Origin of the sequence: Staphylococcus sp. Ze2 (assembly GCF_048568365.1) — a bacterium.
GTDB lineage: Bacteria > Bacillota > Bacilli > Staphylococcales > Staphylococcaceae > Staphylococcus > Staphylococcus xylosus.
Window position 1 is genome coordinate 2486584 of the sequence record NZ_CP183486.1, and the last position, 24524, is coordinate 2511107.

The window sequence follows — 24524 nt, forward strand, 5'->3', positions numbered from 1 at the left end:
ATTATTCACTCCCGTCTAGTGTCGTAATCACAACTTGTGTTCTAATGTCTTCAATTGCAGTTTTAGTAGCTAAATCATCATTAAATGCTGTAGCAGTACCTGCTGACACAGCTTGTTTGAAGGCTTCTTCAATCGACAGACCCGCTTCTAAACCTGCAACCATGCCTGCCACTGTACTATCTCCAGAGCCAACAGTATTTACAACATGACCGTTTGGTACACTTGCTTTATAACTGTAATGTTCATCGACATATACGGCTCCTTCTCCTCCCAATGAGATAATTACAGATTTAGCACCTTTTGCTAAAATTTCACGTGCAAATTGAATTACTTTTTGATCAGAATCAATTGTAGTATTAAACATAACTTCTAATTCATCTTTATTAGGTTTAATAAATAACGGATTATATTTTAATACAGATTCAACTAAATCCTTTTCAGCATCTACTACTAGTTGTGCGCCTGTTTCTTTCGTAATTTTAGCTATTTGTTCATATGCATCATTAGGCACACTTTTAGGAATACTACCAGCAACAATCACTGTGTCCTCCTCAGTTGTATCTTTAATTTGCGCTAATAACGTTTCAAACTGCACATTCGAAATTTGTGGACCAGGCGCATTAATCTCAGTTTCTTCACCCGTTTTTAATTTAACGTTAATTCTAGTATCCTCATCTACTTGAACAAAATCAGTGCCAATATTTGCTTTTTTTAAGGTATCTGCAATAAATTGTCCTGGAAAGCCTCCTGCAAAACCAAGTGCAGTAGATTGTACTCCTAACGTCTTTAATACTCTGGAAACATTAATACCTTTGCCACCAGCAAATTTATATGTTTCTGTAGCACGATTTAACCCATTAAGTTCAAAGTCATTCGCAAACATAATGTAGTCAATAGAAGGATTAAATGTAACTGTATAAATCATAATGTTCCTCCAATAAAGTTATATTTTTCAGCAAATAATCTAAAATATTTATTTGTCATTGCCTTCTTAGAAGTAATAAGTGATACATTAGCTTCTAACGGGACATGAGCAAAATAAACTTTTTCATATTTAGCATGGTCGATTAATACATAAACTTGTGTTCCTAATTCCATGGCATGATGTTTAATGATTGCTTCTTGTTCATCAGGTGTTGTTAAACCATATTTTAAATCAATACCATTCATTCCCAAAAATACTTTGTCAAAGCGATAACGCTTCAATGTTTCTAATGCGCTCGCACCGACTGTCGCAAATGTAGTGGATTTAACTTCCCCACCAATTATCAAAGTTCTAATCCCATATTTAAGAAGTTCTTCAACATGCGTTAGACCATTTGTCACTACGATTATGTCATTTGCTTTAATAAAAGGAATCATTTCGAGTGTAGTAGATCCTGCGTCCAAAAATACACAGTCGCAGTCTTCAATTTGACTCGCAGCGATTCTGCCAATTTCTTGTTTTTCTTTTAAATTAGTACCTCGTTTATCTGCTAAATTTGGCTCTAATACTGATGATTGATTGAGTGTCGCGCCTCCATGCAATCTTTTTAATTTCCCAAAATTTTGTAGCTTTGATAAGTCACGGCGAATTGTCGAGGCACTACAGCCAGTCCGATCGATTAATTCTTGTAATGTTAAAAAATCTTTTTTTGACAATTCAGTCAAAATTAACTCGTGGCGCTTTTCCGTTATCATACCTTCACCTCAGCTCATTGTCATTATAATGTTTCCGCTTTCTTATTTCAATCATTTTTTATCAAAATCAGTCAAAAACAGTCAATTATTGATTGGAATTTTCATGTTTATGCCTTATTTTGTGTTTAATAAAAGAGCATCTTGGACCTAAATCCCTTTAAAAATATTTATAAAAATAGGATTGGGACACAAATCCCCAAAAAATAGCACTCCGATGGTTTAATTCATCGGAGTGCTATTTTTTTATTCATTACTTCATACTAATATGTGCTTTTACATGTATATTAAGTCTAATCAGTCACAATGGGGTACTATCCTGTTAAATTATCTCTTGTATGACATGCATTACTTGTGCTTGCGTTACTGCGATTAAATCTTTTACATTTATATTAATTTGAACGCCTCGGTCTCCACCACTTATATATATTGAATCTAATGATTCAGCATTTTGATCAATCACTGTTGGAAACTGACGCTTCATTCCTATTGGAGAACAACCGCCTCTAATATAGCCAGTAACTTTTTTCAAATGATCAAGCGGCATTAAATTCAACTTTTTTTCTGCCACTGAGTGGGCTGCTGCTTTCATATCTAATGTTTTATTTACTGGTATAATAAATACGAAGTGTTCATGCTCAGCGTTTTCTAATACAAGTGTTTTATATACATGATTTGGGTCAACACCTACTTTTTTTGCTACATGTTCTCCATCCATATGTTGTGTACTAATATCATATGTATTCACGCTATAGGCTATAGCCTGTCTGTCCAATATTCGCATCGCGTTTGTTTTCTTTTGTTTCATTTCATCACCTCATAGTATATCAACCATTTTAGTCGATACATATAACAGCGCAAGAATTCAATCTATTTTCAAACTTTTAATAAAATCAACTAATTCATCACGCATCGATTCATCTTTCAAAGCATACTCAATCGTAGTTTTCACAAATCCCAATTTTTCACCAACATCATAACGTTCACCTTCAAAATCATAAGCATAAACTTGATCGTCAGCGTTTAAACGTTCAATTGCATCTGTAAGTTGGATTTCACCACCTGCGCCTTTACCTTGCGTCGCTAAGTAATCAAAGATATCTGCAGTCAATACATAACGTCCCATAATAGCTAAATTAGAAGGCGCTGTGCCTTGTTTTGGTTTTTCAACAAATTTCGCTACTTCGTATTTTCTACCTGATTGTTCCATAGGATCGATAATGCCATATCTATGTGTTAAACTTTGTTCAACTTCTTGAACACCTATCACTGATTTTCCAGTTCCTTCATATACATTCATCAATTGTTTAATCGCTGGCGTGTCAGATTCGACTATATCATCGCCTAATAATACTGCAAAAGGTTCGTCGCCTATAAATTGACGTGCAGAATAAATTGCATGTCCTAACCCTTTTTGTTCTTTTTGTCTAACATAAAATATATTAGCAAGCTCTGTAGAGTATTTTACTTTTTCAAGTAGCTCTTGCTTATCTTTTTCTTCTAAAATCATTTCCAATTCTTTTTGATTATCAAAATGATCTTCGATAGCCCTTTTATGTTTACCTGTTACGATAATGATATCTTCAATACCCGCACGAGCCGCTTCTTCAACAATATATTGAATTGTCGGTTTATCTAAGATTGGCAACATTTCTTTCGGCATAGCTTTCGTAGCCGGTAAAAATCTCGTGCCTAAACCAGCAGCTGGTATGATTGCTTTCTTTATTTTTCTCAAAACGCTCATCCTTTTCTTAAATAAAATTTACGTACTGATTGAATATAATCTACGCTTCATTATTCATTTTAACCATTAACATTATCATAACATTGAAACGTTTCACTTAATACTTTTTTCATTTATAAAAAAGACCCACATAAACGCCATGGGTTAACGTTTGTGTGGCTCTCTTTCAATGATTAATCAAGTGCGGGTTGGCGAATTACATCACCCTTTTTATTCACAACAACTTTATAGTCTCTTTCGTTCTTGTATTCATGGAATGTGTAAAACATACCATCTTTCGATTCTTTTACATCTTTTAATACTGCATTTTGACCTAGTTCATCAATAGCGTATTTTTGCGCTATAACCTCAGATTCTTGAGGTGAAATATTAGGTTTATCATTTTGCTGTGTGATTTGATAAGATTTATCAAAAACACTTGCTTTATTATCTTCATCTACAGTTACTCGATAATACGTATTTGGTTTACTTTTATTTTCAAATGTAAAGATGTAATAATGAACGCCTTGACATGTTGTATCAATGCCGTAATCATTATAGCTATTTGAATTGTTATTATCTTTATTTACTAATGTTTGTGCTTTTTGTAATGCGCTAGAAAACGAAGGTAAATTTGCTTTTCCAACTTCATCATCTTTTAAATCATGTGTTGTCAATTTGGCAATCGGTTTATAGTTTTTAGCGTTATATGGTTCTTTATTTATTTCTTCTTTCGTTGCTGCTTTTATTGGATTTCCACTTTTTTCTTTAGTTATATCTTTAGCTTCTGCAATTTCATCCATAACAGAAAAGCTAGAAATAGTTTCATGAACTTTAGCTAAAGCTTGTTGATTTGTAGCTATAAAAAGAAGAAAGGCTAAACAGCAAGCGAGAAGGAAAGCCATGATAGTTAAAATTAAATTTTTCAAATTTATCCCCTTACTTACAATTATTACATTTCCTATCATGTTATCATAGATTATTGATGTAAAACTTATATAGAACACAATTTAAAACAATCGTAACCTTTGTTACATGTTTATTACGTAAATTCAACCTTATTTAATACAAGTGTCATATTCAGACTTCATTCAACACAAATAATGTAATATCACCGTTGACGCTATTAAATTTTTATATAAAAAGTGGGACATTGAAATCTAATTATTGTAATCAGATTTCAATGTCCCACTTCTATATAAAGACAATATTTAATTTTTTAGAAAACATTACTAGACCCTATAGCATATATAAGGTTAGGACATGTCATTCACACTATATCCTATATGCTTCTTGTTGCGATGAATTATGTTTTTCTGAAGCGTGATCTCAACTGTCTCTCTATAAAGATGACCAACATACCTAAAATCATAACGAATATCGACATGTATAATGGAAATTCAAAATTAATATCATATAATGTTCCTGCAACTAGTGGACCGATAAAGTTCCCCATACTGGTAAACGTAGAGTTTAATCCACCTGCGAAACCTTGTCTATTACCTGCTATATTCGAGAAATAATTTGTAATAGCTGGGCGAATCATATCGAAGCCTATAAAAACAATAAAGCTAATGAACATAATCGACCAATAACCGTGAACAAAAGTTAATGCTAATAGAATAATTGCTGAATATAGCAATGAATAAGTAATAAACGTTAATTCTTTAAAATAGCTCATAAACTTATCAAAGAAGAAAACTTGGAATACTGCACCTAAAATGCCACCACCTGTAATAGCAAACGAGATATCAATAGGAGAATATTGTGCTTTATCTGCAGTATATAGTGGAAACAGCGTTTCAAATGATGATAACCCGAAAGCTAATACAAGTGTTAAAACGATTGGCGTAAGAAAGACTTTCCAATCAATTTTTGCTAGCAACTCAGGTTGATATTTGGTGAATCCATCTTGTGTTTCATGTTTCGGATTTTTAATAAGTATAATAGAAAGTATCAATGCTAAACAACCACTAAAGCCGGCTACATAGAATGGTAATCTATGCGAAACTTCTGCTAATAAACCTCCAATACCAGGCCCTAAAATAAATCCTGAATTAATTATTGCTGACATATATCCAAAGTTTTTAGCTTTATCTCTACCTGATGAAATATCTGCAATCATGCCTGTGACACCGGGCATAACCATACCTGCACTAAAGCCACCAAGTATTCTAGAAACAATTAGAAGTGAGAACGTATGACTTGCAGCGAATAAGAATTCTGAAATCGCAAATAGGCCTAAGCCAATACAGATGATTAACTTTTTACCTAATTTATCTGCGAGCGTACCACCAAATGGTGAAATAATCATTTGAGCTAAAGCAAATACAGCTACAAGTATGCCTAAATCGCTACCTTTTAAGCCTAAATCTTTTAAATAAACAGGGAGCACTGGCACGACTAAACCTATACCTAAAAAGACAAGAAAAATATTAAAATATAAAATAATAAACTGCTTCTTCACGTTGCTCGCTCCTTTCTTTTTATAAATTGTTTAAAGTGACTTTCAATTCTCAATGACACGAGAACAAGCCTAATATTAAAACATTTTATAACAGTTTCATGATAAATGACAATAAAAAATTTATTTTCTAATCACTATCGTATAATATCGTAATTATAACTTGTATAATAAAGATGTATCTAATTTTCAGAATGGGGGTTTTCTATGATTTATCAAGTAGATGGTAAGACGATTGTTTTAGTATTAGAACAAGGTGAAGACATTGTATCAGCAGTAACAGATATTGCAAAAGAACAAGGCGGTAAATTTGGCACAGTTAGTGGCATTGGTGCATGCGCTAGCGCGGAACTTAACTTCTATAATTTAGAAACCAAAACTTATGAAAAGAAAACCATTGATGAACCTCTAGAGCTCATCAGTTTAATGGGTAACATTTCTCATATTGACGAAAAACCCTTTGCGCATTTACATGCCACTTTCGGAACTAACCAATATGAAACACTGAGTGGTCATTTAACTAAAGCCGTTGTTTCTGCTACAGCAGAAATTATAATCACAATGACAAATTTAGATATAAATCGCAAACATAATGAAACAATTGGGTTAAACCTGTTAGATTTATAATTTGTTAATTAAAGTAAAAAGCGTTAATTCAGATTAAGCATTACTAGATAAGCAAGAGGAGTAGTAAGCAGAGATGTTTCAATGTAATAGAAGCATCTCTGCTTTTATACTTATGTTTATCGTTCTATATGTCACATGCTTAAATATTTCACTACAGAGTTGTGTTTGTTTAGCATGTATATCTTAAAGTTAATGATTGAAATTTATATTTAAAAAATGTATTATGTAGTCTCATATTTCAAAAACATAAGTTAATATTTACCTTCGCCTATTAGCATAAAAGAGGGTTTATATTGCATTTACTAATGTACAATCAAATTACGATTCATTAATAATCTATTATATTAGCGCTTAATTAAAAAGAAAGTAGGTGTATTTATGCAAGCGCGTTATATCGCTAGAAGCATGTTCCTTATATTGATATTAGTTTCAATATTTTTTAATAATTACTTCCAGTTTATGACACTTAACCTATTTCTAGCGTATGTGCCGTTTGAACTATGCTTACTATTAAATTTATTCAAACCAAAATACAAATATGAGTGGCCGTTATTCATTATTTTCACATTTATTTTTATATTAATGGTACCAAATACTTTGTATATGATTACTGACTTAATACATTTAAATCAGTTTAATTTCAATTTCTATCAAGGTTTAGTAATCAGTGAATGGGCATACTTTGCATTCCTTGTATCTGGCGTATTACTAGCCATTTACCTATTAATTCTAATGTTTTTAGAAATGGAGCAATTCACCCAACATCTCTGGCTCAACAGATTAATTATAGTAGTAATGATGTTCTTAAATGGTCTCGGTATATTTATTGGACGCTTCTTGCGTCTACATTCAGTTTACCTTATACATGAACCACTTCGTATCTTTAACGAAGTATCTTCGAGTTTAAATACTGAAACGTTACGTTTTATTTTATTACTTATTGCATTACAAGTAATTATATTCCTATTTGCGAAAGGAGTGCGTAGCGTAAAATGACTTTGAATATTATAGTTCTCATTATTGTTTTAATTTTATGTCAATTAATCATTGGACATTTATTACATGATGTAGGTTTTTCATATCTTCACAGTATCATATTGATGTTGTTCCCCTTAGGTATTGGTTTATTTTATCTACAACTATTTTATTATGAACGTCGTTTTCCAAATTGGAGCGTCCCTATCAACATTAAATTAAGATTAAAATATATGTATATATTAACGTTTTTTGAATATGTAACTTTATATATTTGCGTCTTTAGATTTTAATAAATTTATGCAGCATTCATTATATATAAACGGTCTCACATCAATAAATACATGTAACAATTTCTAAACTTTCATATGTATTACTAAGCTGTCGACAAAATATTTAAATATTTTGTCGACAGCTTTTATGTGCTTATAAATTGATTCCTCTGTTGTGGTAAAGTATCAACGATCATTTAATTTCTACACACCATTATCAAAGTTAAGGGCTGAGACATGTTATTATGTCCCAGCCCTTAAATAAAGCGTTGTATACAAATCATTTATTTAAATGAATAACTTATGCCATAAATATTAAAGCTTTAATGCTTGTTTAACTTCTTGAACGGACTCAGCAGAAACTTTTAATTGCTCATATTCACCTTCAGATAAATTTAAATCTACAATACGTTCAATACCATTTGAACTTAAAATTGTTGGAACACCTAAGCAAATATCTGTAAATTGATACTCTCCTTCTAATAAGGCAATACTAGGTAGTAATCTATGTTGGTCTTTTAAAATCGCTTCAATCATACTGTATACTGCTGAAGCTGGAGCATAATAAGCTGAACCATTTCCGAGTAATTCTACGATTTCTGCGCCGCCTTTACGGGTACGCTCAACGATTGCCTCAATTTGTTGGGCATCGAGTAGTTTATGAAGTGGGACACCATTTACATTAGTTGAATCTACTAATGGAACCATCGTGTCACCATGCCCCCCTAATACTAAACCTTTGATATCTTTAATAGAAACATTTAAAGCTTCTGCAATAAACGTTAGATATCTTGACGTATCTAATACACCGGATTGTCCTATTACTCGCTCTTTCGGAAATCCAGAAGCTTTTAATACTGAATAAGTCATAGCATCTACAGGGTTCGTAAGTACGATAATTTTACAGTCAGGTGAATATTTCACAATTTCTTTTGTAACATCATGCATAACCGCTTCATTAACTTGTACTAAGTCATCACGACTCATTCCAGGTTTACGTGGTACGCCTGCTGTAATCACTACAATATCTGAATCTTTTGTATCAGTATAATCAACGGATCCTTTTACATTTACATCAAAGCCATAGACCGGACTACTTTCTAAAATATCCAATGCTTTACCTTTAACTTGACCTTCATTTGTCGGGCGATCAATCAGTACAACATCAGCCAACTCTTGTTGCGCAACAATAAAAGCCAATGTTGCACCTGTATTGCCTCCACCTATAATAGAAACTTTTTGTTTTGCCATAAAAACATCTCCCTCATACAATCACTTGAATACGTTACATAAATTATATCATCTCTAACTCTCGATAATGATTTCATTTCGTTAAGTTAAATTATCAAATTTACTTATGTGTTTTTTGCCTTTTAATCCATTTCCAAATTATAAAAATGGCTAAAACAAGTAAAACTAAATAAATAATTTTAGAATAGATATCCATGTAGTAAACAATTGCATGCCAATTTCCGCCCACAGCTTGTCCTAAATAAATCAGCACCATATTCCAAATCAGGGTACCAAGCGTAGTAAACAAAATAAACAAAGGTATGTTCATTCGAGTTAAACCAGCTGGGATAGAAATTAAACTTCTCAACAGTGGCACAAAGCGACAAAAGAAAATTGTCCAGTATCCATACTTTTCAAACCAATTAATCGTTCTATCTATATCCTTGGTTTTCACACGCAAAAACTTTCCATAACGATTTACAAAGCGATATAAGTTTCTTTCGCCAATCCAGGCCCCAACACCATATAAAACGATAGCTCCGATAATAGATCCAAGTGTTGAAGTGATTGTCACACCAATAAAGCTAAGATCAGACTTGGTCGTCATAAAACCACCAAACGTCAAAATAATTTCAGATGGTATTGGAGGAAATATATTTTCCAAAAAGATTAATAATCCAATACCTAAATAGCCATGTTGCTCCATAAAATGCGTTATCCACTGTTCCATTCATTTCCTCCTAAAGGTCGTTAAAACAAAGCATTAAAATAGATTATTTGTTAACGCATATAAATACATTGATAAGCCAAATAGAATCATACTTAAAATCGTTAATATCAATGCCAAAATAGTAGTACGTTTATAATGTTTAATAAATGCTATGAATAAAATAGCTCCATTATAAAAGAAAAATAATCCAAAAAGTGTCATCATTATATTAATATCAGGATACACAATATTTAATAATGCAATGACTAAGGCAAAACCTAAAAACGGAAAATTAATAAAATTACGTTGAAACTTATATTGTTTTAATTGGTGCTGTTCGTTCTGTGTATTCATTATCTTTACTCCTTCAAACTATGGGATATCATGCCCCAAAGAAGCCGTATAAATATCAAACCATTCTTGGTCTGTAAGTGACACCTTCAGGCCATTAATTGCTTCATCAATACGTTCAATTTTGTGTGTACCTAACACAGGCATTAATGATGCAGGGTGTTTATTTAACCATGCCATAATGATACCATTCGAGGTTACATTATATTTTTGTGCTAAAGGAGAAACAACTGCCATAATTCGCGCAGATTTTTCGTCTTCTAGATCGAATAGTTTACCACCTGCCATTGGACTCCACGACATAATTTTAACATCATCTTTATACATATGATTAATGATACCATTTTCAATAGCGTCTAAACTATATGGTGAGACCTCCAGTTGGTTTAAAGTGATATGCAATTTATCACAAACTAGACATTTACTTAGTAAATCGTATTCAGATTTGTTGAAATTTGAAACACCAAATGACTTAACTTTCCCCTGTTTAACCAATGCTTTTATTGCTTCAGTCACTTCGTTTGGATCCATTAAAGGTGATGGTCTATGGATAAGCAGAGAATCTAGTTGTTCAACTTGTAAATTTTGTAACGAACGGTCAACAGATTGAATAATATGCTCTTTACTATGATCATAGCGATGGCCACTTGTTTCATCAAGTGGGCTTGATGGCAATACGATACCACATTTACTTACAATCTCTATTTGATTGCGTAGTTGTGGCGATAGTTTTAGTGCTTCACCAAAGATACCTTCACAACTGTATGAACCATAAATATCAGCGTGGTCCATAGTGGTGATACCTCTTTCAACTAATTCATTCAAATATCTATTTAATTGTTGAGGTGTCCAGTTCCAGTCATTCGTTCTCCAAAATCCTTGTATTACATTTGAAAAAGAAACGTATTGATTAATTTTTACTTTATTCATATATCTTCAACACCCTTTTTATTATATTCAATAATCAAGTGAACTGTAGCATATCCAATTTATTGCGCAGTTGGTTTTCATCTATTTGTTCACCAATAATCACAATTGTTAATGGCATCATTGTATCGATAACTTGATAATCTGGTAAACCAAATGCATATTGAAATTCATATATATCATTTGGTGTATCACGAAACTTGACGTATCCCTTTAATCTTAGAACATTATCGGGTAGTCGTAAAATAAACTGATAGAATAATTGACGATCAATTGCTCCAGTAAATTGATACTGCATACTCTTAATACCATGATGATGCATTGGTTGTTCTAAATGTGACATACTATCATCTGCAGTTATCATTATGTTATCCATATCAAAATCAGCATATGATGTATAAAATTTTGGTGCTCGTGGATTTATTTTTTCAATTTCTTTTATTTTATCGTACCCAACACTATCTAACAAATCCATTTTATTGATTACAATTGCATGACTTACTTTTAATTGTTCTTCCATTAATTGTTTTGTACTATTAGTATATTGTGTTCTAGTCAAAAATCTTGGTGCGTCTACTAAGCCTATAACTACTGGTGCATCAAGGTATTCAACGATTTCAGGATCTTGACAAGCCGCAATAATTTCAATGGGATGTGCGATACCCGTAGCTTCAATTATAATATGGTGCATTGCACTTTTGTTAATAAAATGTTTTAATTGTTTTATTAAATCCCGTTGCAAGTCACAACATATGCAACCATTTAATATCGATGCAACCTCTATATCATGACTTAATGCATGGCTATCTACATCTAAATTGCCGTATTCATTTACGATGATACTCGGGTTTTCATTTTTATTTAGTAAATATTTTACATAATTACTGAGAAAAGTTGTTTTCCCACTACCTAAAAACCCTGTTACTACGGTAATAGCTATTTTAGGCTGTTTAATATTTTTCAAAAAATCACTCATTTCATAAATTTAAATGTTTGTGTAAAAGATAATTTTTTTGTATAATTAATCTTTCACTTGATAAAATATTAGATATCTTCTAAACTTTATACACGCTATATTTTAGCATGGCACAGTGCAAAAGTGTGTTTGAGGAAGTGTCACACACAACGTTAGACGGATTCAGGTCCGATGCATAGTCAAGAAAACGGATAGAATGTCTGGAGGAGAACTTATGTCTGAACCACTTAATTTAAAGGAACAACTTTGTTTTAGTTTGTATAACGCTCAAAGACAAGTAAATCGCTACTACTCTAATAATGTCTTTAAGAAATACAAACTAACATACCCACAATTTTTAGTACTTACTATTCTTTGGGGCGAATCACCTGTCAATGTCAAAAAAGTCGTTACAGAATTGGCGCTTGATACTGGCACAGTATCTCCATTACTTAAAAGAATGGAACAAGTTGATTTAATCAAACGTGAACGTTCTGAAGTAGATCAACGTGAAGTATTTATTCATTTGACTGATAAGAGCGAAGCAATTCGTCCAGAATTAGATACTGCATGTCAAGATGTTGCAGTTGCATCTTCTCTTGATCAAGATGAATCTAAAGAATTAAATAGATTGCTTGCAAAAGTAATCTCCGCCTTTACTGAAGAAAAAGCAAAATAAGATTTTCTACCCATATTAAAGGCCAAAGATATATCAAAATGATTACTTAAATATACTTGATTTAGAGAGAGAGCTCAAACACTTATGTGTTTGAGCTCTCTTTTAACTATTATAAAACTTCGTATTGTAAACTGTAAATCTTAAGAATCTACATTAAGAAAAAGTCGTACTTTCTATAATCATGAGCCCTAGACCCTCTTAAATTCTTATTCTAAATAAAATTGAAAGTAATCCTTTTTGTATTCTATACAAATGCTAAAATTTCATAATATTATGAAGCATTAATCTTAACCATTTGTTGCAAATAACCATTTTCTTTAGTAGTTAAAGTTTCATAACTACCTTCTTCTAGAATAGTACCTTCTTGCATAACAATGACTTTATCAAAGTGTGGTAACAATCTTAAATCATGCGTAGCAACAACTAGCGTTTCAGCATGCTTATGGACTAAATCCATGACTACATTTGTATGATGAACATCTAAAGCAGTTGTTGGTTCATCAAGTATCCAAAGTGAAGATGGTTTTAATAATAGTCTTGCTAAAGCCAATCTTTGTATTTCTCCACCGGATAATGTCTGGCCAGAAAGTGTAATCACTCTGTCTAAATCAATGTGTGCTAGTCCAAGTCGATCTAGCAACTCTCTAAGTACATCATCTGCTTGCTCTGAAAATAAATTTTCTCTTACAGTTCCGTCAAACAATTGTTGAGATTGTAAGAGTGCATTGATATAACTATATTTATCTTCATTTACTATTTTAGAAATATGCTGTTGATGTAATAGTACTTCCCCTTTATCACTTTGGTATAGTCCTAGCATAAGTTGTAATAAAGTGCTCTTACCTGAACCAGATGGTCCAACTATCGCTACGTGTTCACCTTTATTGATGACTAACTGAATCTGCGATAATACAGGTGTTGACTGATTCCAATATTTGAAATCTACATCTCGTAAGTGTATTAAAGGCAATGCATCAGAACCTCCCATTTGCATAGGTTCATTACCTTGTGTCATTGGATGCGCAATCACCTCATTAATATCAGCTAAAGCTTCGTCAGTATCAGCTTTATAATAAGCTACGTTACTCATCGGAATCGCTTGTTCAAATAATGTTAGCATCATTAATACGATACTCGTCAAATACACAACATCTAATTGTTGGTTATGTACTTGAACAACACCTAAATATAATGTGAAAAATAATGCAATCATCGCTACAATGTTCAAGCTATATTCATAAAGTGATAAAAAACGTTGCTCCTTAGCTTGTACACTTTCATACTCATCTAATTGCTCTAAAACTTGCTTTTTATAATATTCCGTTTGATTAAACCGTATTAGTTCCTCATAACCTTCTTTATAGTCATAAAATTGACTTAAAAATTCACCTTGGACTTCGTTTACTTGTCTTTTTAATATACGTGCCCTTTTAGCACTTAACCAAGGGATAACAATTAACGTAGTAATCATACTCAAACAAATAATCACTGCATGTATATATGAAAAATAAAATATCGTAATCATAGTGACAATTGCAGTTAAACCTATGACTACAGGAGGATAATAAACCCTTAAATATATATTTTGCAAAGCTTCAACTCTACCAATCATACGTGCAATTAAATCACTAGAATTGAATTTACGATAAACATCAGGTACAACAGGCAGTAATTTTTTGAAGAATTGAACTCGCACATCGCGCAACATTGTAAACGTTGTTCTATGAGATAATAGTCTCTCAATATATCTCGCTACCGCTCTAAGAAATCCAAACATTTTCACCGAAACAATCAATACCATCAGCGCAAACAGAGGAGCCCCCAGAGCACTTTGTGTAATCATATAACCACTTAAAAAGAACATACCTAATGCGACTAAACTGCCAACTACACCAACTAAAACAGATAATATTAAATCCTTATCTATACTAAATTTAATCCGTGGTTTCATGTTCATCACCACCTTGTCGAAGGTTATTTAATTTATGCGTATCATCTGATTTTAAAATGCCCTGTTCAATCAAAATACGTCTGTCTGCATTTTTAATTGTATGTGCTCTATGCGCAATAGTAATCATTGTGATATTAGAAAACTGCTGTTCAATAACGCTTTGTATTATATTTTCAGTTTTCACGTCTAAGCCTGTTGCTGGCTCATCAAAGATCAATAGGTCTGGACGGCCCAATAATATTCTTGATAGCTCTATACGTCTCATTTGACCGCCTGAAAGCATCTCTCCACCTTCACCTATCCTTGTGTCTAAACCATCTTTTAGTGATAGCACTTTTTCTTTTAATTCTACATCGGCTAAAACTTGTAATATTTGCGCTTCATCCACTTGATGAAACATCGTTATATTATCTCGTATAGATGCATTGAAAATATAAGGAGCTTGGCTAAGGAACCCTATATTTAAATCTTTCTGTTTATAAGTAATCGTGCCATTGCTCGGTTCCAAATTTTGCGCGATCAGTTGCGCTAGTGTTGATTTTCCTGCACCACTTCTTCCAATTAATGCGATATGCTCACCACTCTTAATATTTAAGTTAATATTTTTTAATGCATGTTCATTGGCGTCTTTATATTTAAAATCCACTTGGCTTAATCGAATCAAAGCACTCTGATTTAAGTTAATTTGTGTTTGGGGTTTAGGCTCTTTATCCTCTTTGTCCAACACTTCGAATAACACATCACTAGAACCTTCACTTTGTTTACCAGTATGAAAAGATTGCCCGAGGTCTTTAATTGAATTATAAAATTCTGGTGCCAATATAATCGCAATTGCTGCTGTCTTAAAGTCTAAATTATGAAATAAAATCAAACCTAAACCAGCCTCTAACGCAACTAAACCAATACCGAGCATGCTAATAAATTCAAGCATTAAGCCAGATAAAAAGGCACTTCTTAAAATACGCATCGTTAAATCTCTAAACTTAGTACTTTCCTCATAAACTTCTTTTTCTGTCTGTTCAGTTCTATTAAAAAGTTTTAACGTTACTAAACCTTTTATTTTATTTAAAAATTGTTGGCTAAATTGATTTAAATAAGTCATTTTATCTTTAGATTCATCACGCGTTTTTAAGCCAAAAATGATATAAAAAAGTGGAATAAAAGGTGCTGTGACTATCATAATCAATGCCGTATTTAAATGAACAAAACACATAGCGATAATTATTAGTAATGGTATCATCATTGATTTAAATACTTGAGGAAAATAACTATTAAAAAAAGGAACAATGCCATCAACACTTTCAGTTAAAGTGTTCATTTGCACACCAATTGGATCTTTGGATTGCTTTATAATAAGCTGCTTTCTTAAATCACGTTTAACTTTCGCTGCCATTTGATTGCCTATCATTTGATTTATAGTATTAAATGTAGCACGTGCTATCAAAACGATTAATGTAAACATTAATAAATTTAATAAATCATGATTATCACTTAATAACATTACATTTAATATTTCTGCAATAGAAATATTTTGTACTACAACTGTAATTGCTAAGAGTGTACTAACTACAAACATAAAGATAGGATATATTTTATATTGCATTGCTAAACTTGTTAATCTTTTCACAAATATCACCTACCCCACATTATAGACTGCGTGTATAAAAATTAAATTAATTCGCTCATTGTTTTATATACTTTTTTATGGTGTTTTCATATTTTAGACATAATTACTTTTTATAATTTCAACTTAAATTTTACTGTAACTTTACACACGTCCTTTAAAATGACTGTTTTCTTTTAATTATATACATCTTTAGTCTAAAATCACATTTTTAAGTGGCATAATACATTTTTATTGTGCTATCATTAAAAAATGAAAATACACAAAATTTTATAAGTACTATGAAAGTAGGTAAATTATGTTAATACTTGAATTGATTAAAGGTATCATTCTAGGTATCGTTGAGGGTTTAACAGAATTCGCACCCGTTTCATCAACAGGTCATATGATACTCATAGATGATATGTGGTTGAAGTCGAGTGAATTTTTAGGATCTGAATCGGCATTTACATTTAAGATTGTCATCCAACTAGGTTCAGTATTCGCAGGCGCTTGGGTATTTCGTGAGCGTTATTTCGAAATGTTACATATAGGTAAATACAGAGCAGAACCTATTGATGGTATTGGTCAAAAGCCAAAACGTTTAAACTTACTACACATCATTGTGGGTATGATTCCTGCAGGTGTTTTAGGTTTGCTATTTGATGATGTTATCGAAAAATATCTATTCAGTGTACCAACAGTAATGATTGGATTGTTTATAGGCGCAATTTATATGATTATTGCTGACATCTACAGTAAAAGAGTTTCAAATCCACAAACTGTAGACCAAATCAATTATTTCCAAGCTTTTGTTATTGGATTATCTCAAGCCATAGCAATGTGGCCAGGTTTTAGTAGATCTGGTTCAACAATCTCTACTGGTGTATTAATGAAAATGAACCATAAGGCTGCCTCAGATTTTACATTTATTATGGCAGTGCCTGTTATGCTTGCAGCAAGTGGTTTATCACTAGTGAAAAATTTAGAATATATTCAATTAAATCATATTGGTTTCTATATTTTTGGCTTTATCGCCGCGTTCATTGTTGGGTTAATTGCAATCAAAACTTTCTTATACTTAATTAGTAAAATTAAATTAATACCATTTGCAATTTATAGAATTATATTGGTCATTATCATCGCTATTCTATACTTCGGCTTTGGTATTGGACAAGGTATTACAGGAGAATAATTTAAAGTCTAATTTAAATACTTGAACATTAAAGCCGATAAACATCTCACTATTTCTTAGATGTTTATCGGCTTTTTATTCTTTTCTTATAGCTTGCTTAAACATTAGTCTATTTCTCCCTAATAAATGCTATACTCAGGCTATATTTACCGTTTATTTTCATGTATGATAGGGTAATATGAAGATAGTATAAATTAAATGGAGGCAACGCATATGGACAAAAAGCAATTAATTAAAACAATAATCACAGTGGCTCCTGTGTTTTTAGTACCATTAATCGTTGAACGTAAACGAATTAAAGATCACCCAGACGTTAAAAAAGCGAGCGATGCAACCGTGAGCGCTTCTAAAACAGTTGCAAATAAATCTGGACAATTGAAAGATACTGTCGTAGAAAAATCATCTCATGCAAAAGAATATGTAGCAGATAAAAAACACGACATGGATCAAAAACGAGAACTTAAACGTATCGCTAAAGAACACGATCCAGCATATATTGAGAAAAATGGCGAAAAACTAGAAAAAGAAAATCGCAAAGAAGCTCAAAAAATGAATAAGCTTCTTCAAAAAAATATCGACAAACGTCATAAAGAAGAAGAAAAAGCACGTCAAGATAATGAAAAACAGCGTATTAAAGATATGAAAAAATCTAACAAACATATGGAAAAAGTTGGATTAACACCTGGTAAACTTGATGATGACACTGAGAAAAAAGGCGAAAAATTAGAGAAAGAAAACCGTAAAGACATTCAAAAACTAGATAAAATCTTACAAAAAAACATCGACAAACGCCACAAAGAAGAAGATAAAGTACGAGCAAAAGATAAAAAAGCACGCTTATCTGAATTCAAAAAATATGAAGACTACGTTGCTAAAAGCGTTGTAAAACAAGACAACGAAAATAAAGGCAAATAACACTAATGACACAGGTCATTATAGACGGAGATGCTTGTCCTGTAATCAATTCAGTTATTGAATTGACTGAAGGGACAGGCATTTTTGTTACAATCGTTCGTAGTTTCAGTCACTTTTCTACTATAGAACAACCTGAGCATGTAAAAACCATTTATGTCGATGATGGACCAGATGCGGTTGACTATAGGATTGTTAAACTAGCAGGAAATGATGATTTAGTAATTACGCAAGATTATGGTCTTGCAAGTTTATTACTAAATAAAACAAAAATTGTCATGCATCACAAAGGCTATATATACAACCACCAAAATATTGACACTTTACTTGAGCAAAGGCATACAAATGCACAATTTAGAAAAAGTGGTGGTCGCACAAAAGGCCCTTCTGCATTTACAGAACAAGATTTGTTTAAATTTGAATCTGCATTTTCATCTGTATTACAAGATCAACACTTGAACAAGGAGGAATAAACATGAAAAGAATTGCCGTATACTGTGGCGCTAGTAAAGGAAATGACCCTTCCTATATGTCAGAAGCTTATCAGCTAGGTAAAACCATGGCCGAAAAAGGTTATGAATTAATCTTTGGAGCTGGCTCTGTAGGCATTATGGGGGCAATACAAGATGGCGTACTAGATCATGGCGGTAGCGCTATCGGAGTTATGCCTAATATGTTAAATGAAAAAGAAATAACTAGTCAGAAATTAACGGAACTTATTTTAGTTGACTCTATGCATGAAAGAAAAAACAAAATGGCCGAATTAGCAGACGCCTTTGTCATGGCCCCTGGTGGCGCTGGTTCTTTAGAAGAATTCTTTGAAATGTATAGTTGGTCTCAAATTGGCATTCATCAAAAACCGATCGCTATATTTAATATCAATGGGTTCTTCAATCCATTACAATCCCTATTATCTCATATGATTGAAGAAGGGTTTATCGATGCTAAATACGATACTTTAGCGCCATTATGCGATACAACAGAAGCACTATTTGAAACTATCAATAATTATAAACCTTTAGGTGTTAGAACTTACGACTAACTTCAAGGGCAAGGAAGTTAATTATTTTAAATTTCCTTCCTTGCCCTTTATTTATAATTTAAATAATTGCTATTAACTGTTTTAGGATCATCAATGCAACAATAATGATAATAATTGCTGAACATTTATTTAATACCAAAATATATTTTCCTGTTTTATCTACATATCCTATAATCTTCCCCACTATTGCTAAAATGAAAAACCAAAACCACGACACCAGTACAGTGGCAATACTAAACACTACTTTTTCTACTCCTTCGTATATAGCAGCACTTGTACCAATTACACCTATCGTATCCATAATTGCATGTGGATTTAGTAATGACACTGATAATGCGAAACCTATTTGCTTTTTAGCAGTCATAGGTTTATAAGTTTGAAGTTGATATTGATGTGATGTCCACAATGACCATGCCATATAACTTAAAAAGACAATACCTATACAATAAATAGTTATCTGCAAAACAGGTAAAGACAACAAAATTAATGATACCCCTAAAATAGCTAATAATATTAATAATGTATCACATAAACCAGCGGTGATAATTACCGGTAGTGATTTGTATATACTTTTATGATTAGCTCCTTGATTAAATACAAAGACATTTTGAGCGCCTAAAGGCAATATGAGTCCTAGCGCCAAAAGTAATCCATGAACTGCTGGTTGTAACATACCAAAATACTCTCCTTTAATTATTACGTCTATATTAACTATGCTATACTATATCCAAAGAAATTAGACCAACCAGATGCAAATTAAAATACCAACCAGATAATATAGGAGTTATTTTATGTTCAAACCAAAATACAAACAAATTATTGATGATATCATTTCACAAATTGATACCGGGAAATTAGAACAAGGCATGCAATTACCTTCTCAAAGAGATATGGCCAGGAAATATCAAGTGAATCGTTCTACCGTTATACAAGCAATCGATATTCTTAAAAGCCAGGGAATAATAGATGGTAGAGAGAAACAGCGCTTATATGTATCTGGAAATACTTGGCATACTTATATTAGAAACAATATTAATTGGCAAAACTATATCAGCAATAGTACAACCAAAAATAATCAATACTTCGTTCAACAAATTAACAAACTAGAATTCCACTCTAACATCAAGCGATTAGGTACTGGAGAACTAGCTCCCAATCTTATACCTAATGAACAATTCAAAGAAATTTTGAGTAAGTGTAATACTAATGTGTTAAACACTAATTACGAACATCCCCAGGGAAATCTAAAACTTAGAGAAGCAGTTGTGCAATATATGCAAAAATTAGGCATCACATGTAGCATTGACCACATTTGTATCACCTCTGGCGCATTACAAGGTTTAAAACTAATTGCAGATGGCTTACTAATCCCACAATCCAAGATTATTGTTGAATCTCCTTCATATATTAATTCGATACGTACTTGGCATAATATTAGAGCTGATATACAACAAATAAGCATTTCTGATATTAAAAGTAATATTAACAATATATTTAAAGCACAAGCACAATATGCAAATAGCATTTTCTATTGTATACCGACATTACACAACCCTACACAACATTGTTATTCGCTAGCAGAAAAACAAAAAATTATTATGCAATGTGAACAACATGGTATGCCTATTGTAGAAGATGATGTTTATGGTGACTTATATTTTAATCACGAACGTCCACTACCTTTAAAAACATTTGATACAAATGATAATATTTTATATTTGACTAGCTTATCCAAAACTGTAAGTCCTGGTTTGCGGGTCGGTTGGATCGTTGCTAAGCCCTCCGTTGCGGCACATTTAGCTGATTTAAAAATGCAAAATGACTATGGCGCAAGTTCTATATCACAATATATCGCATCAGAATGGTTAACACAGCCACAATACCACGACCAACACCTCAAAGAGCTTAAGGAAAAGCTTTTAATTAAAAGAAATTTGTTTTTAGAATCCTTGAAGAAATATTTTAGTGATTTCGGTTCATGGTCGATGCCAGATGGTTCATTTTATATTTGGTTCCAATTTAAGTTCTCCATCGATATGAAAAGACTTTTCGATGCAGCTATTACAGAAAATATACTAATTAATCCCGGTGAAGTTTACGATAAACATGCGCATAATTGTATCCGTTTCTCATATGCTTATATTGATACCGATGATATCGATGCAACTTTAAAACAATTAAGGGAAATTATCAAAACACGTTTTCTCATATCGTCATAAACAGGGGATGATATAGAAATCTAATTTTTTAAACAGATTACGTCGTTGCACCTCGGCAGAGAATACTAGAGCTGATAGTGACAAAAGTTCACCTGAGGAAATCCATCTATAGATTTTACAAATTCAATAAATTAATTAAGGCTGAGACAATTAAATTTGCCTCAGCCTTAATTAATATGCATTTGAAATGGCCACAATGCCTACTACCAAAACAACGTTTCTTAAACGTTTTTTGATAAATCTTTATGATATCTAACATGTCTTTTAAGTGGATGATATTTACTGAGATTAGGATACTCAAAATAATCGTATAATTTCATGCCGATTTTTTCCATCACTTTTCTAGAAGCTGCATTATTTTCTGAAGTAAAGGCATAGACCTCTTCTAAACCTTGAGATTTGGCATATTTCAATACGGCTTCCGCACCTTCTGTAGCAAAACCATTCCCCCAAACTTCAGGAATTAAACGCCATCCTATTTCATAAAATGGCAACTCATCAAATGTATATTTACTTTCTTTAGGTACATAATTCAATCCAATAAAACCTAACCAACCATTCGTCTCTTTCAATTCAACAGCGAATAGGCCAATATTATATTTTGATATAACTTCATCCATTTTATTCATATCGTGTTCTGAACGTCTATAACTTAATAAACTAGGAAAATATCTACGAACTTGTTGGTTTGCGTTCATTTGTTGAAATGGTAGCAAGTCTTCCTCCCGCCAGTCACGTAACCTTAAACGTTCAGTTTCAATATAAACTGTCATATGTTACACCTCTATACTGGAAAATAAATTTCTATATAAAAGTAACGCGTTATGAAACAGTTCATATCGCGCTACCTACATATTCTATCAATAATCAACATTTAAGCTCTTGAAATATAACTAATTAACTCTACGTTTACTGCAACTTCTTTCAAACGGCTACGTTCACTTTTTGGTGCAGTAAATGTTGCATCAATAAAATCATTTTTATGATTTAGTCTGTAAGTAGCTACAAAAGTATCTGTATCAGATTCAAAATTTGGTAAGTGTGCAATCACACGTTTAATTTCACCTGTAGAGTCTTTTATTTCTCTGCCTGTAATATTTTCTATTTCTCTACCTAATTCTGGTAAAGTAATAGATCTGCCTTCTAATAAATTGAAATCTTGTTCGTGCATATTCATTACCTCTTTTCTATGTAAGGAAATTATCAAAACACAACTTACTCCAAACTAGTCGTTAACTTAAGCCTGAATGATTGTTTAATAACTCCCTTGTATTTCAACTTCTTTGCATTTTTATACGTACTTACTAATCCACATTATGTTTAATGATACCCATTATAACAATTAGTAAAACCATATTACAATAATTTCCTAGGAAATATTACAATGCCTTTTTAAAAATATAATTAAATCTAATTTCTATATATTATACAGATATATTTTTTCATTCTCCATATTTCATTCGATTATACAACAATCTACACGGTTTAGGTTTCTGAATTTATATCTTTTTCTAAGCTTTCAGATTTATCCTTCAGCTTATCATGTTCTTTTTCTAGTTTATCTTTTTGCTTTTTCAAATCTTTTTTTTGTTTCTCTAATTTATCGACATCTTTTTCCAATGATACTTTTTCATCATCTTTACCACAAGCTGTTAATGTAACTGTCGCTGCTAATATGAGTGCCAAACACCTTTTCATGTAAGAACTCCTTTTTCATTATAATATATTAATTTTATCATTAATTATTATTATCTTCATTAATTACTGATAGTTTTTTGGACATAATTATTTTTTCCACCTGATAATCCATATTTAAATTCATTTCAATCATTTGTTTGTTACTATACGCTACGGTACTTTCTATTTTTTGAGCACCTTGACTAATGGCCCACCATTCAATAGATGATTTCAATTTGGCACCTATACTCTGGTGTCTATATTCAGGATGGACATAGAGCATTTCAATGATAACTTTATACCCTACTGTCTCAATTCGCGCCCATACAAATCCTTGTAAAATACCATCCAGTGTTTGAATTAAAATGCGACCTGTTTCTAATTTCAAGCTCCGCTCGATCATTTCTATACGTAAAGCCACTGATAAATTAGTTTTTCTGTAATCATAATATTGTTGTTCAAGTTGCTGCTCGTGTATGTTGGCAATTTCTTCTATAAATTGATTTTGTGATAGTGAAAGTTGTTCCATAATTTCTCCTTCTAAAAAGTTAAGTTGATTTATGTTGTGATATTCGTCATAATAAGCCATATCTTATTCTTACATTCTATAAAAAAGGTAGCGAAATTCAAATGAAATCTACTGAAAGATTAATGCGTGAAAATAATGTGAAATCACTACGATTAAACAATACTGATAGAGAAACATTCGAAAACTATATGACATATGTACGCGCGGATCTAAGTGTGAATCCCTATGATTCCGAAAAGATGTTAAATCGTATATTAGCTCAATTATTACAAGCCGAAAAAGAAGGCACGCTCGCTATGGATTTCTTTGATCATGACCCTAAATCACACGCAAAAAATGAAATTAAAAAATTGCCAAATGAAACGCTCATCAACATATTCAAATATATTTTCCAACACATTTTACTTTTCTTTGGTATTTTTTGTTTCCTTAAAGGATTTATTGGTTTTTTTATCGGCGCTAAACGACTATATATATATACATTTCCTATAATGTTACTCGTCGGTATTAGCATTATTTTCATTTTTATATGGATGGTTTTTAAAACTGTACAAATGCAATGCTTTACCAAATCACATTGGACTTGGATTATGACATACGTCAGTATTATACTTTTGTTATGTGCGTTATTTTATGTGTTTTTTGTACCTCAAGCAGCACTCGCTGTTGGTCCTTATATTCTTATAAGTAATTGGACATTTATTATTATTTCTTTCATAATTATGCCAATTTCATTGTATATCGATCATCACTATATTAATAAAGATGCAAATACTTCACTATAATTTGATGACATTACTTTAA

General features: G+C 32.0%; 28 protein-coding genes. 10 read left to right on the top strand and 18 right to left on the bottom strand.

Going from position 1 to position 24524, the window contains the following annotated elements; translation table 11 throughout:
* Position 1: 1 nt before the first annotated feature.
* The 6 genes from pfkB to norA form a co-directional block, all read right to left on the bottom strand.
* Positions 2 to 925 carry a 1-phosphofructokinase gene (pfkB, locus tag ACM591_RS11730; RefSeq protein WP_029377722.1) on the bottom strand — a complete coding sequence of 308 codons (924 nt, stop codon included), beginning with the start codon at positions 923 to 925 and terminating at the stop codon, positions 2 to 4.
* Positions 922 to 1680 carry a DeoR/GlpR family DNA-binding transcription regulator gene (locus ACM591_RS11735; protein ID WP_029377723.1) on the bottom strand — a complete coding sequence of 253 codons (759 nt, stop codon included), beginning with the start codon at positions 1678 to 1680 and terminating at the stop codon, positions 922 to 924. Before ACM591_RS11735 ends, pfkB begins: the two co-directional genes overlap by 4 nt.
* Before the next feature lie 319 nt (positions 1681 to 1999).
* Entirely contained in the window at positions 2000 to 2485 is a 486-nt protein-coding gene (gene ybaK, locus ACM591_RS11740) for a Cys-tRNA(Pro) deacylase (RefSeq protein ID WP_029377724.1), read from the bottom strand.
* A gap of 57 nt (positions 2486 to 2542) precedes the next feature.
* Positions 2543 to 3412 (bottom strand): UTP--glucose-1-phosphate uridylyltransferase GalU, encoded by an 870-nt coding sequence (galU, locus tag ACM591_RS11745; RefSeq protein WP_029377725.1) that lies wholly within the window; start codon positions 3410 to 3412, stop codon positions 2543 to 2545.
* Between the two features lie 182 nt (positions 3413 to 3594).
* A complete protein-coding gene (locus ACM591_RS11750; protein WP_029377726.1) occupies positions 3595 to 4329 on the bottom strand; it encodes a hypothetical protein in 735 nt (244 codons plus the stop codon).
* 377 nt (positions 4330 to 4706) lie between these two features.
* Positions 4707 to 5867, bottom strand: coding sequence for a multidrug efflux MFS transporter NorA (gene norA / locus ACM591_RS11755; RefSeq protein ID WP_029377727.1), 1161 nt, complete (start codon positions 5865 to 5867; stop codon positions 4707 to 4709).
* A 204-nt stretch (positions 5868 to 6071) separates the two neighbouring features.
* Between norA and ACM591_RS11760 the strand changes: the two genes are divergently transcribed.
* From ACM591_RS11760 to ACM591_RS11770, 3 genes are all read left to right on the top strand, one after another.
* Positions 6072 to 6491 carry a PPC domain-containing DNA-binding protein gene (locus tag ACM591_RS11760; protein ID WP_029377728.1) on the top strand — a complete coding sequence of 140 codons (420 nt, stop codon included), beginning with the start codon at positions 6072 to 6074 and terminating at the stop codon, positions 6489 to 6491.
* Between the two features lie 378 nt (positions 6492 to 6869).
* Positions 6870 to 7487 carry a DUF1361 domain-containing protein gene (locus ACM591_RS11765; RefSeq protein WP_081224871.1) on the top strand — a complete coding sequence of 206 codons (618 nt, stop codon included), beginning with the start codon at positions 6870 to 6872 and terminating at the stop codon, positions 7485 to 7487.
* Complete coding sequence (locus tag ACM591_RS11770) at positions 7484 to 7759, top strand: hypothetical protein (protein WP_038678107.1); 276 nt, start codon at positions 7484 to 7486, stop codon at positions 7757 to 7759. Before ACM591_RS11765 ends, ACM591_RS11770 begins: the two co-directional genes overlap by 4 nt.
* A 294-nt stretch (positions 7760 to 8053) precedes the next feature.
* On the opposite strand, the gene mdh is transcribed toward ACM591_RS11770, so the two are convergent.
* The 5 genes from mdh to ACM591_RS11795 all read right to left on the bottom strand — a co-directional run bounded on the left by mdh (position 8054) and on the right by ACM591_RS11795 (position 11922).
* The gene (mdh, locus tag ACM591_RS11775; protein WP_029377731.1) at positions 8054 to 8989 is read right to left on the bottom strand and encodes a malate dehydrogenase; all 936 of its coding nucleotides are present in this window, start codon (positions 8987 to 8989) and stop codon (positions 8054 to 8056) included.
* A gap of 100 nt (positions 8990 to 9089) precedes the next feature.
* Positions 9090 to 9701: a DedA family protein gene (locus ACM591_RS11780; RefSeq protein WP_326026804.1), complete on the bottom strand. Its 612-nt coding sequence runs from the start codon at positions 9699 to 9701 to the stop codon at positions 9090 to 9092.
* Between the two features lie 33 nt (positions 9702 to 9734).
* Positions 9735 to 10034, bottom strand: a complete 300-nt coding sequence (locus ACM591_RS11785) for a hypothetical protein (protein ID WP_029377733.1) — start codon at positions 10032 to 10034, stop codon at positions 9735 to 9737.
* Positions 10035 to 10052: 18 nt separating this feature from the next.
* Positions 10053 to 10961 carry an aldo/keto reductase gene (locus tag ACM591_RS11790; protein WP_326026805.1) on the bottom strand — a complete coding sequence of 303 codons (909 nt, stop codon included), beginning with the start codon at positions 10959 to 10961 and terminating at the stop codon, positions 10053 to 10055.
* A 34-nt stretch (positions 10962 to 10995) separates the two neighbouring features.
* A complete protein-coding gene (locus ACM591_RS11795) occupies positions 10996 to 11922 on the bottom strand; it encodes a CobW family GTP-binding protein (RefSeq protein ID WP_029377735.1) in 927 nt (308 codons plus the stop codon).
* 226 nt (positions 11923 to 12148) lie between these two features.
* Between ACM591_RS11795 and ACM591_RS11800 the strand changes: the two genes are divergently transcribed.
* Positions 12149 to 12592, top strand: coding sequence for a MarR family winged helix-turn-helix transcriptional regulator (locus ACM591_RS11800; protein WP_029377736.1), 444 nt, complete (start codon positions 12149 to 12151; stop codon positions 12590 to 12592).
* A 271-nt stretch (positions 12593 to 12863) separates the two neighbouring features.
* Here ACM591_RS11800 and cydC read toward each other — a convergent pair whose 3' ends face one another.
* Together cydC and ACM591_RS11810 are read right to left on the bottom strand one after the other, a co-directional pair.
* The gene (gene cydC, locus ACM591_RS11805) at positions 12864 to 14543 is read right to left on the bottom strand and encodes a thiol reductant ABC exporter subunit CydC (RefSeq protein ID WP_225489275.1); all 1680 of its coding nucleotides are present in this window, start codon (positions 14541 to 14543) and stop codon (positions 12864 to 12866) included.
* Positions 14527 to 16170 carry an ABC transporter ATP-binding protein/permease gene (locus tag ACM591_RS11810; protein WP_029377738.1) on the bottom strand — a complete coding sequence of 548 codons (1644 nt, stop codon included), beginning with the start codon at positions 16168 to 16170 and terminating at the stop codon, positions 14527 to 14529. The genes cydC and ACM591_RS11810 overlap by 17 nt, the downstream gene beginning before the upstream one ends.
* Positions 16171 to 16465: 295 nt before the next feature.
* Between ACM591_RS11810 and ACM591_RS11815 the strand changes: the two genes are divergently transcribed.
* The 4 genes from ACM591_RS11815 (at position 16466) to ACM591_RS11830 (ending at position 19295) form a co-directional block, all read left to right on the top strand.
* Positions 16466 to 17341: an undecaprenyl-diphosphate phosphatase gene (locus ACM591_RS11815; RefSeq protein ID WP_029377739.1), complete on the top strand. Its 876-nt coding sequence runs from the start codon at positions 16466 to 16468 to the stop codon at positions 17339 to 17341.
* Between the two features lie 213 nt (positions 17342 to 17554).
* Positions 17555 to 18256 carry a hypothetical protein gene (locus tag ACM591_RS11820; protein WP_326026806.1) on the top strand — a complete coding sequence of 234 codons (702 nt, stop codon included), beginning with the start codon at positions 17555 to 17557 and terminating at the stop codon, positions 18254 to 18256.
* 5 nt (positions 18257 to 18261) lie between these two features.
* Positions 18262 to 18726, top strand: coding sequence for a YaiI/YqxD family protein (locus ACM591_RS11825; protein ID WP_029377741.1), 465 nt, complete (start codon positions 18262 to 18264; stop codon positions 18724 to 18726).
* 2 nt (positions 18727 to 18728) lie between these two features.
* On the top strand, positions 18729 to 19295 hold the full coding sequence (locus ACM591_RS11830; protein WP_029377742.1) for a TIGR00730 family Rossman fold protein: 567 nt from the start codon (positions 18729 to 18731) through the stop codon (positions 19293 to 19295).
* Positions 19296 to 19353: 58 nt separating this feature from the next.
* On the opposite strand, the gene ACM591_RS11835 is transcribed toward ACM591_RS11830, so the two are convergent.
* A complete protein-coding gene (locus ACM591_RS11835) occupies positions 19354 to 19968 on the bottom strand; it encodes a LysE/ArgO family amino acid transporter (protein ID WP_029377743.1) in 615 nt (204 codons plus the stop codon).
* Between the two features lie 118 nt (positions 19969 to 20086).
* Here ACM591_RS11835 and ACM591_RS11840 point away from each other — a divergent pair, with 118 nt between their 5' ends.
* Complete coding sequence (locus ACM591_RS11840) at positions 20087 to 21514, top strand: PLP-dependent aminotransferase family protein (protein WP_029377744.1); 1428 nt, start codon at positions 20087 to 20089, stop codon at positions 21512 to 21514.
* Positions 21515 to 21735: 221 nt separating this feature from the next.
* Here ACM591_RS11840 and ACM591_RS11845 read toward each other — a convergent pair whose 3' ends face one another.
* The 4 genes from ACM591_RS11845 to ACM591_RS11860 form a co-directional block, all read right to left on the bottom strand.
* Complete coding sequence (locus tag ACM591_RS11845; RefSeq protein ID WP_029377745.1) at positions 21736 to 22287, bottom strand: GNAT family N-acetyltransferase; 552 nt, start codon at positions 22285 to 22287, stop codon at positions 21736 to 21738.
* 101 nt (positions 22288 to 22388) lie between these two features.
* Positions 22389 to 22685, bottom strand: coding sequence for a hypothetical protein (locus ACM591_RS11850; RefSeq protein ID WP_029377746.1), 297 nt, complete (start codon positions 22683 to 22685; stop codon positions 22389 to 22391).
* Between the two features lie 314 nt (positions 22686 to 22999).
* Positions 23000 to 23212, bottom strand: a complete 213-nt coding sequence (locus tag ACM591_RS11855; protein ID WP_029377747.1) for an SA0632 family lipoprotein — start codon at positions 23210 to 23212, stop codon at positions 23000 to 23002.
* A gap of 40 nt (positions 23213 to 23252) precedes the next feature.
* Positions 23253 to 23720 carry a GNAT family N-acetyltransferase gene (locus ACM591_RS11860; protein WP_029377748.1) on the bottom strand — a complete coding sequence of 156 codons (468 nt, stop codon included), beginning with the start codon at positions 23718 to 23720 and terminating at the stop codon, positions 23253 to 23255.
* Positions 23721 to 23821: 101 nt separating this feature from the next.
* Here ACM591_RS11860 and ACM591_RS11865 point away from each other — a divergent pair, with 101 nt between their 5' ends.
* Complete coding sequence (locus ACM591_RS11865; RefSeq protein ID WP_029377749.1) at positions 23822 to 24505, top strand: DUF1129 family protein; 684 nt, start codon at positions 23822 to 23824, stop codon at positions 24503 to 24505.
* Positions 24506 to 24524 lie beyond the last annotated feature (19 nt).

Bases quoted from the DNA above. Each gene is read 5' to 3' on its own strand.
- pfkB (WP_029377722.1), bottom strand. From the start codon at position 925: ATGATTTATACAGTTACATTTAATCCTTCTATTGACTACATTATGTTT.
- ACM591_RS11735 (WP_029377723.1), bottom strand. From the start codon at position 1,680: ATGATAACGGAAAAGCGCCACGAGTTAATTTTGACTGAATTGTCAAAA.
- ybaK (WP_029377724.1), bottom strand. From the start codon at position 2,485: ATGAAACAAAAGAAAACAAACGCGATGCGAATATTGGACAGACAGGCT.
- ACM591_RS11760 (WP_029377728.1), top strand. From the start codon at position 6,072: ATGATTTATCAAGTAGATGGTAAGACGATTGTTTTAGTATTAGAACAA.
- ACM591_RS11765 (WP_081224871.1), top strand. From the start codon at position 6,870: ATGCAAGCGCGTTATATCGCTAGAAGCATGTTCCTTATATTGATATTA.
- ACM591_RS11770 (WP_038678107.1), top strand. From the start codon at position 7,484: ATGACTTTGAATATTATAGTTCTCATTATTGTTTTAATTTTATGTCAA.
- mdh (WP_029377731.1), bottom strand. From the start codon at position 8,989: ATGGCAAAACAAAAAGTTTCTATTATAGGTGGAGGCAATACAGGTGCA.
- ACM591_RS11780 (WP_326026804.1), bottom strand. From the start codon at position 9,701: ATGGAACAGTGGATAACGCATTTTATGGAGCAACATGGCTATTTAGGT.
- ACM591_RS11785 (WP_029377733.1), bottom strand. From the start codon at position 10,034: ATGAATACACAGAACGAACAGCACCAATTAAAACAATATAAGTTTCAA.
- ACM591_RS11790 (WP_326026805.1), bottom strand. From the start codon at position 10,961: ATGAATAAAGTAAAAATTAATCAATACGTTTCTTTTTCAAATGTAATA.
- ACM591_RS11800 (WP_029377736.1), top strand. From the start codon at position 12,149: ATGTCTGAACCACTTAATTTAAAGGAACAACTTTGTTTTAGTTTGTAT.
- cydC (WP_225489275.1), bottom strand. From the start codon at position 14,543: ATGAAACCACGGATTAAATTTAGTATAGATAAGGATTTAATATTATCT.
- ACM591_RS11815 (WP_029377739.1), top strand. From the start codon at position 16,466: ATGTTAATACTTGAATTGATTAAAGGTATCATTCTAGGTATCGTTGAG.
- ACM591_RS11820 (WP_326026806.1), top strand. From the start codon at position 17,555: ATGGACAAAAAGCAATTAATTAAAACAATAATCACAGTGGCTCCTGTG.
- ACM591_RS11825 (WP_029377741.1), top strand. From the start codon at position 18,262: ATGACACAGGTCATTATAGACGGAGATGCTTGTCCTGTAATCAATTCA.
- ACM591_RS11830 (WP_029377742.1), top strand. From the start codon at position 18,729: ATGAAAAGAATTGCCGTATACTGTGGCGCTAGTAAAGGAAATGACCCT.
- ACM591_RS11835 (WP_029377743.1), bottom strand. From the start codon at position 19,968: ATGTTACAACCAGCAGTTCATGGATTACTTTTGGCGCTAGGACTCATA.
- ACM591_RS11840 (WP_029377744.1), top strand. From the start codon at position 20,087: ATGTTCAAACCAAAATACAAACAAATTATTGATGATATCATTTCACAA.
- ACM591_RS11845 (WP_029377745.1), bottom strand. From the start codon at position 22,287: ATGACAGTTTATATTGAAACTGAACGTTTAAGGTTACGTGACTGGCGG.
- ACM591_RS11850 (WP_029377746.1), bottom strand. From the start codon at position 22,685: ATGCACGAACAAGATTTCAATTTATTAGAAGGCAGATCTATTACTTTA.
- ACM591_RS11855 (WP_029377747.1), bottom strand. From the start codon at position 23,212: ATGAAAAGGTGTTTGGCACTCATATTAGCAGCGACAGTTACATTAACA.
- ACM591_RS11860 (WP_029377748.1), bottom strand. From the start codon at position 23,720: ATGGAACAACTTTCACTATCACAAAATCAATTTATAGAAGAAATTGCC.
- ACM591_RS11865 (WP_029377749.1), top strand. From the start codon at position 23,822: ATGAAATCTACTGAAAGATTAATGCGTGAAAATAATGTGAAATCACTA.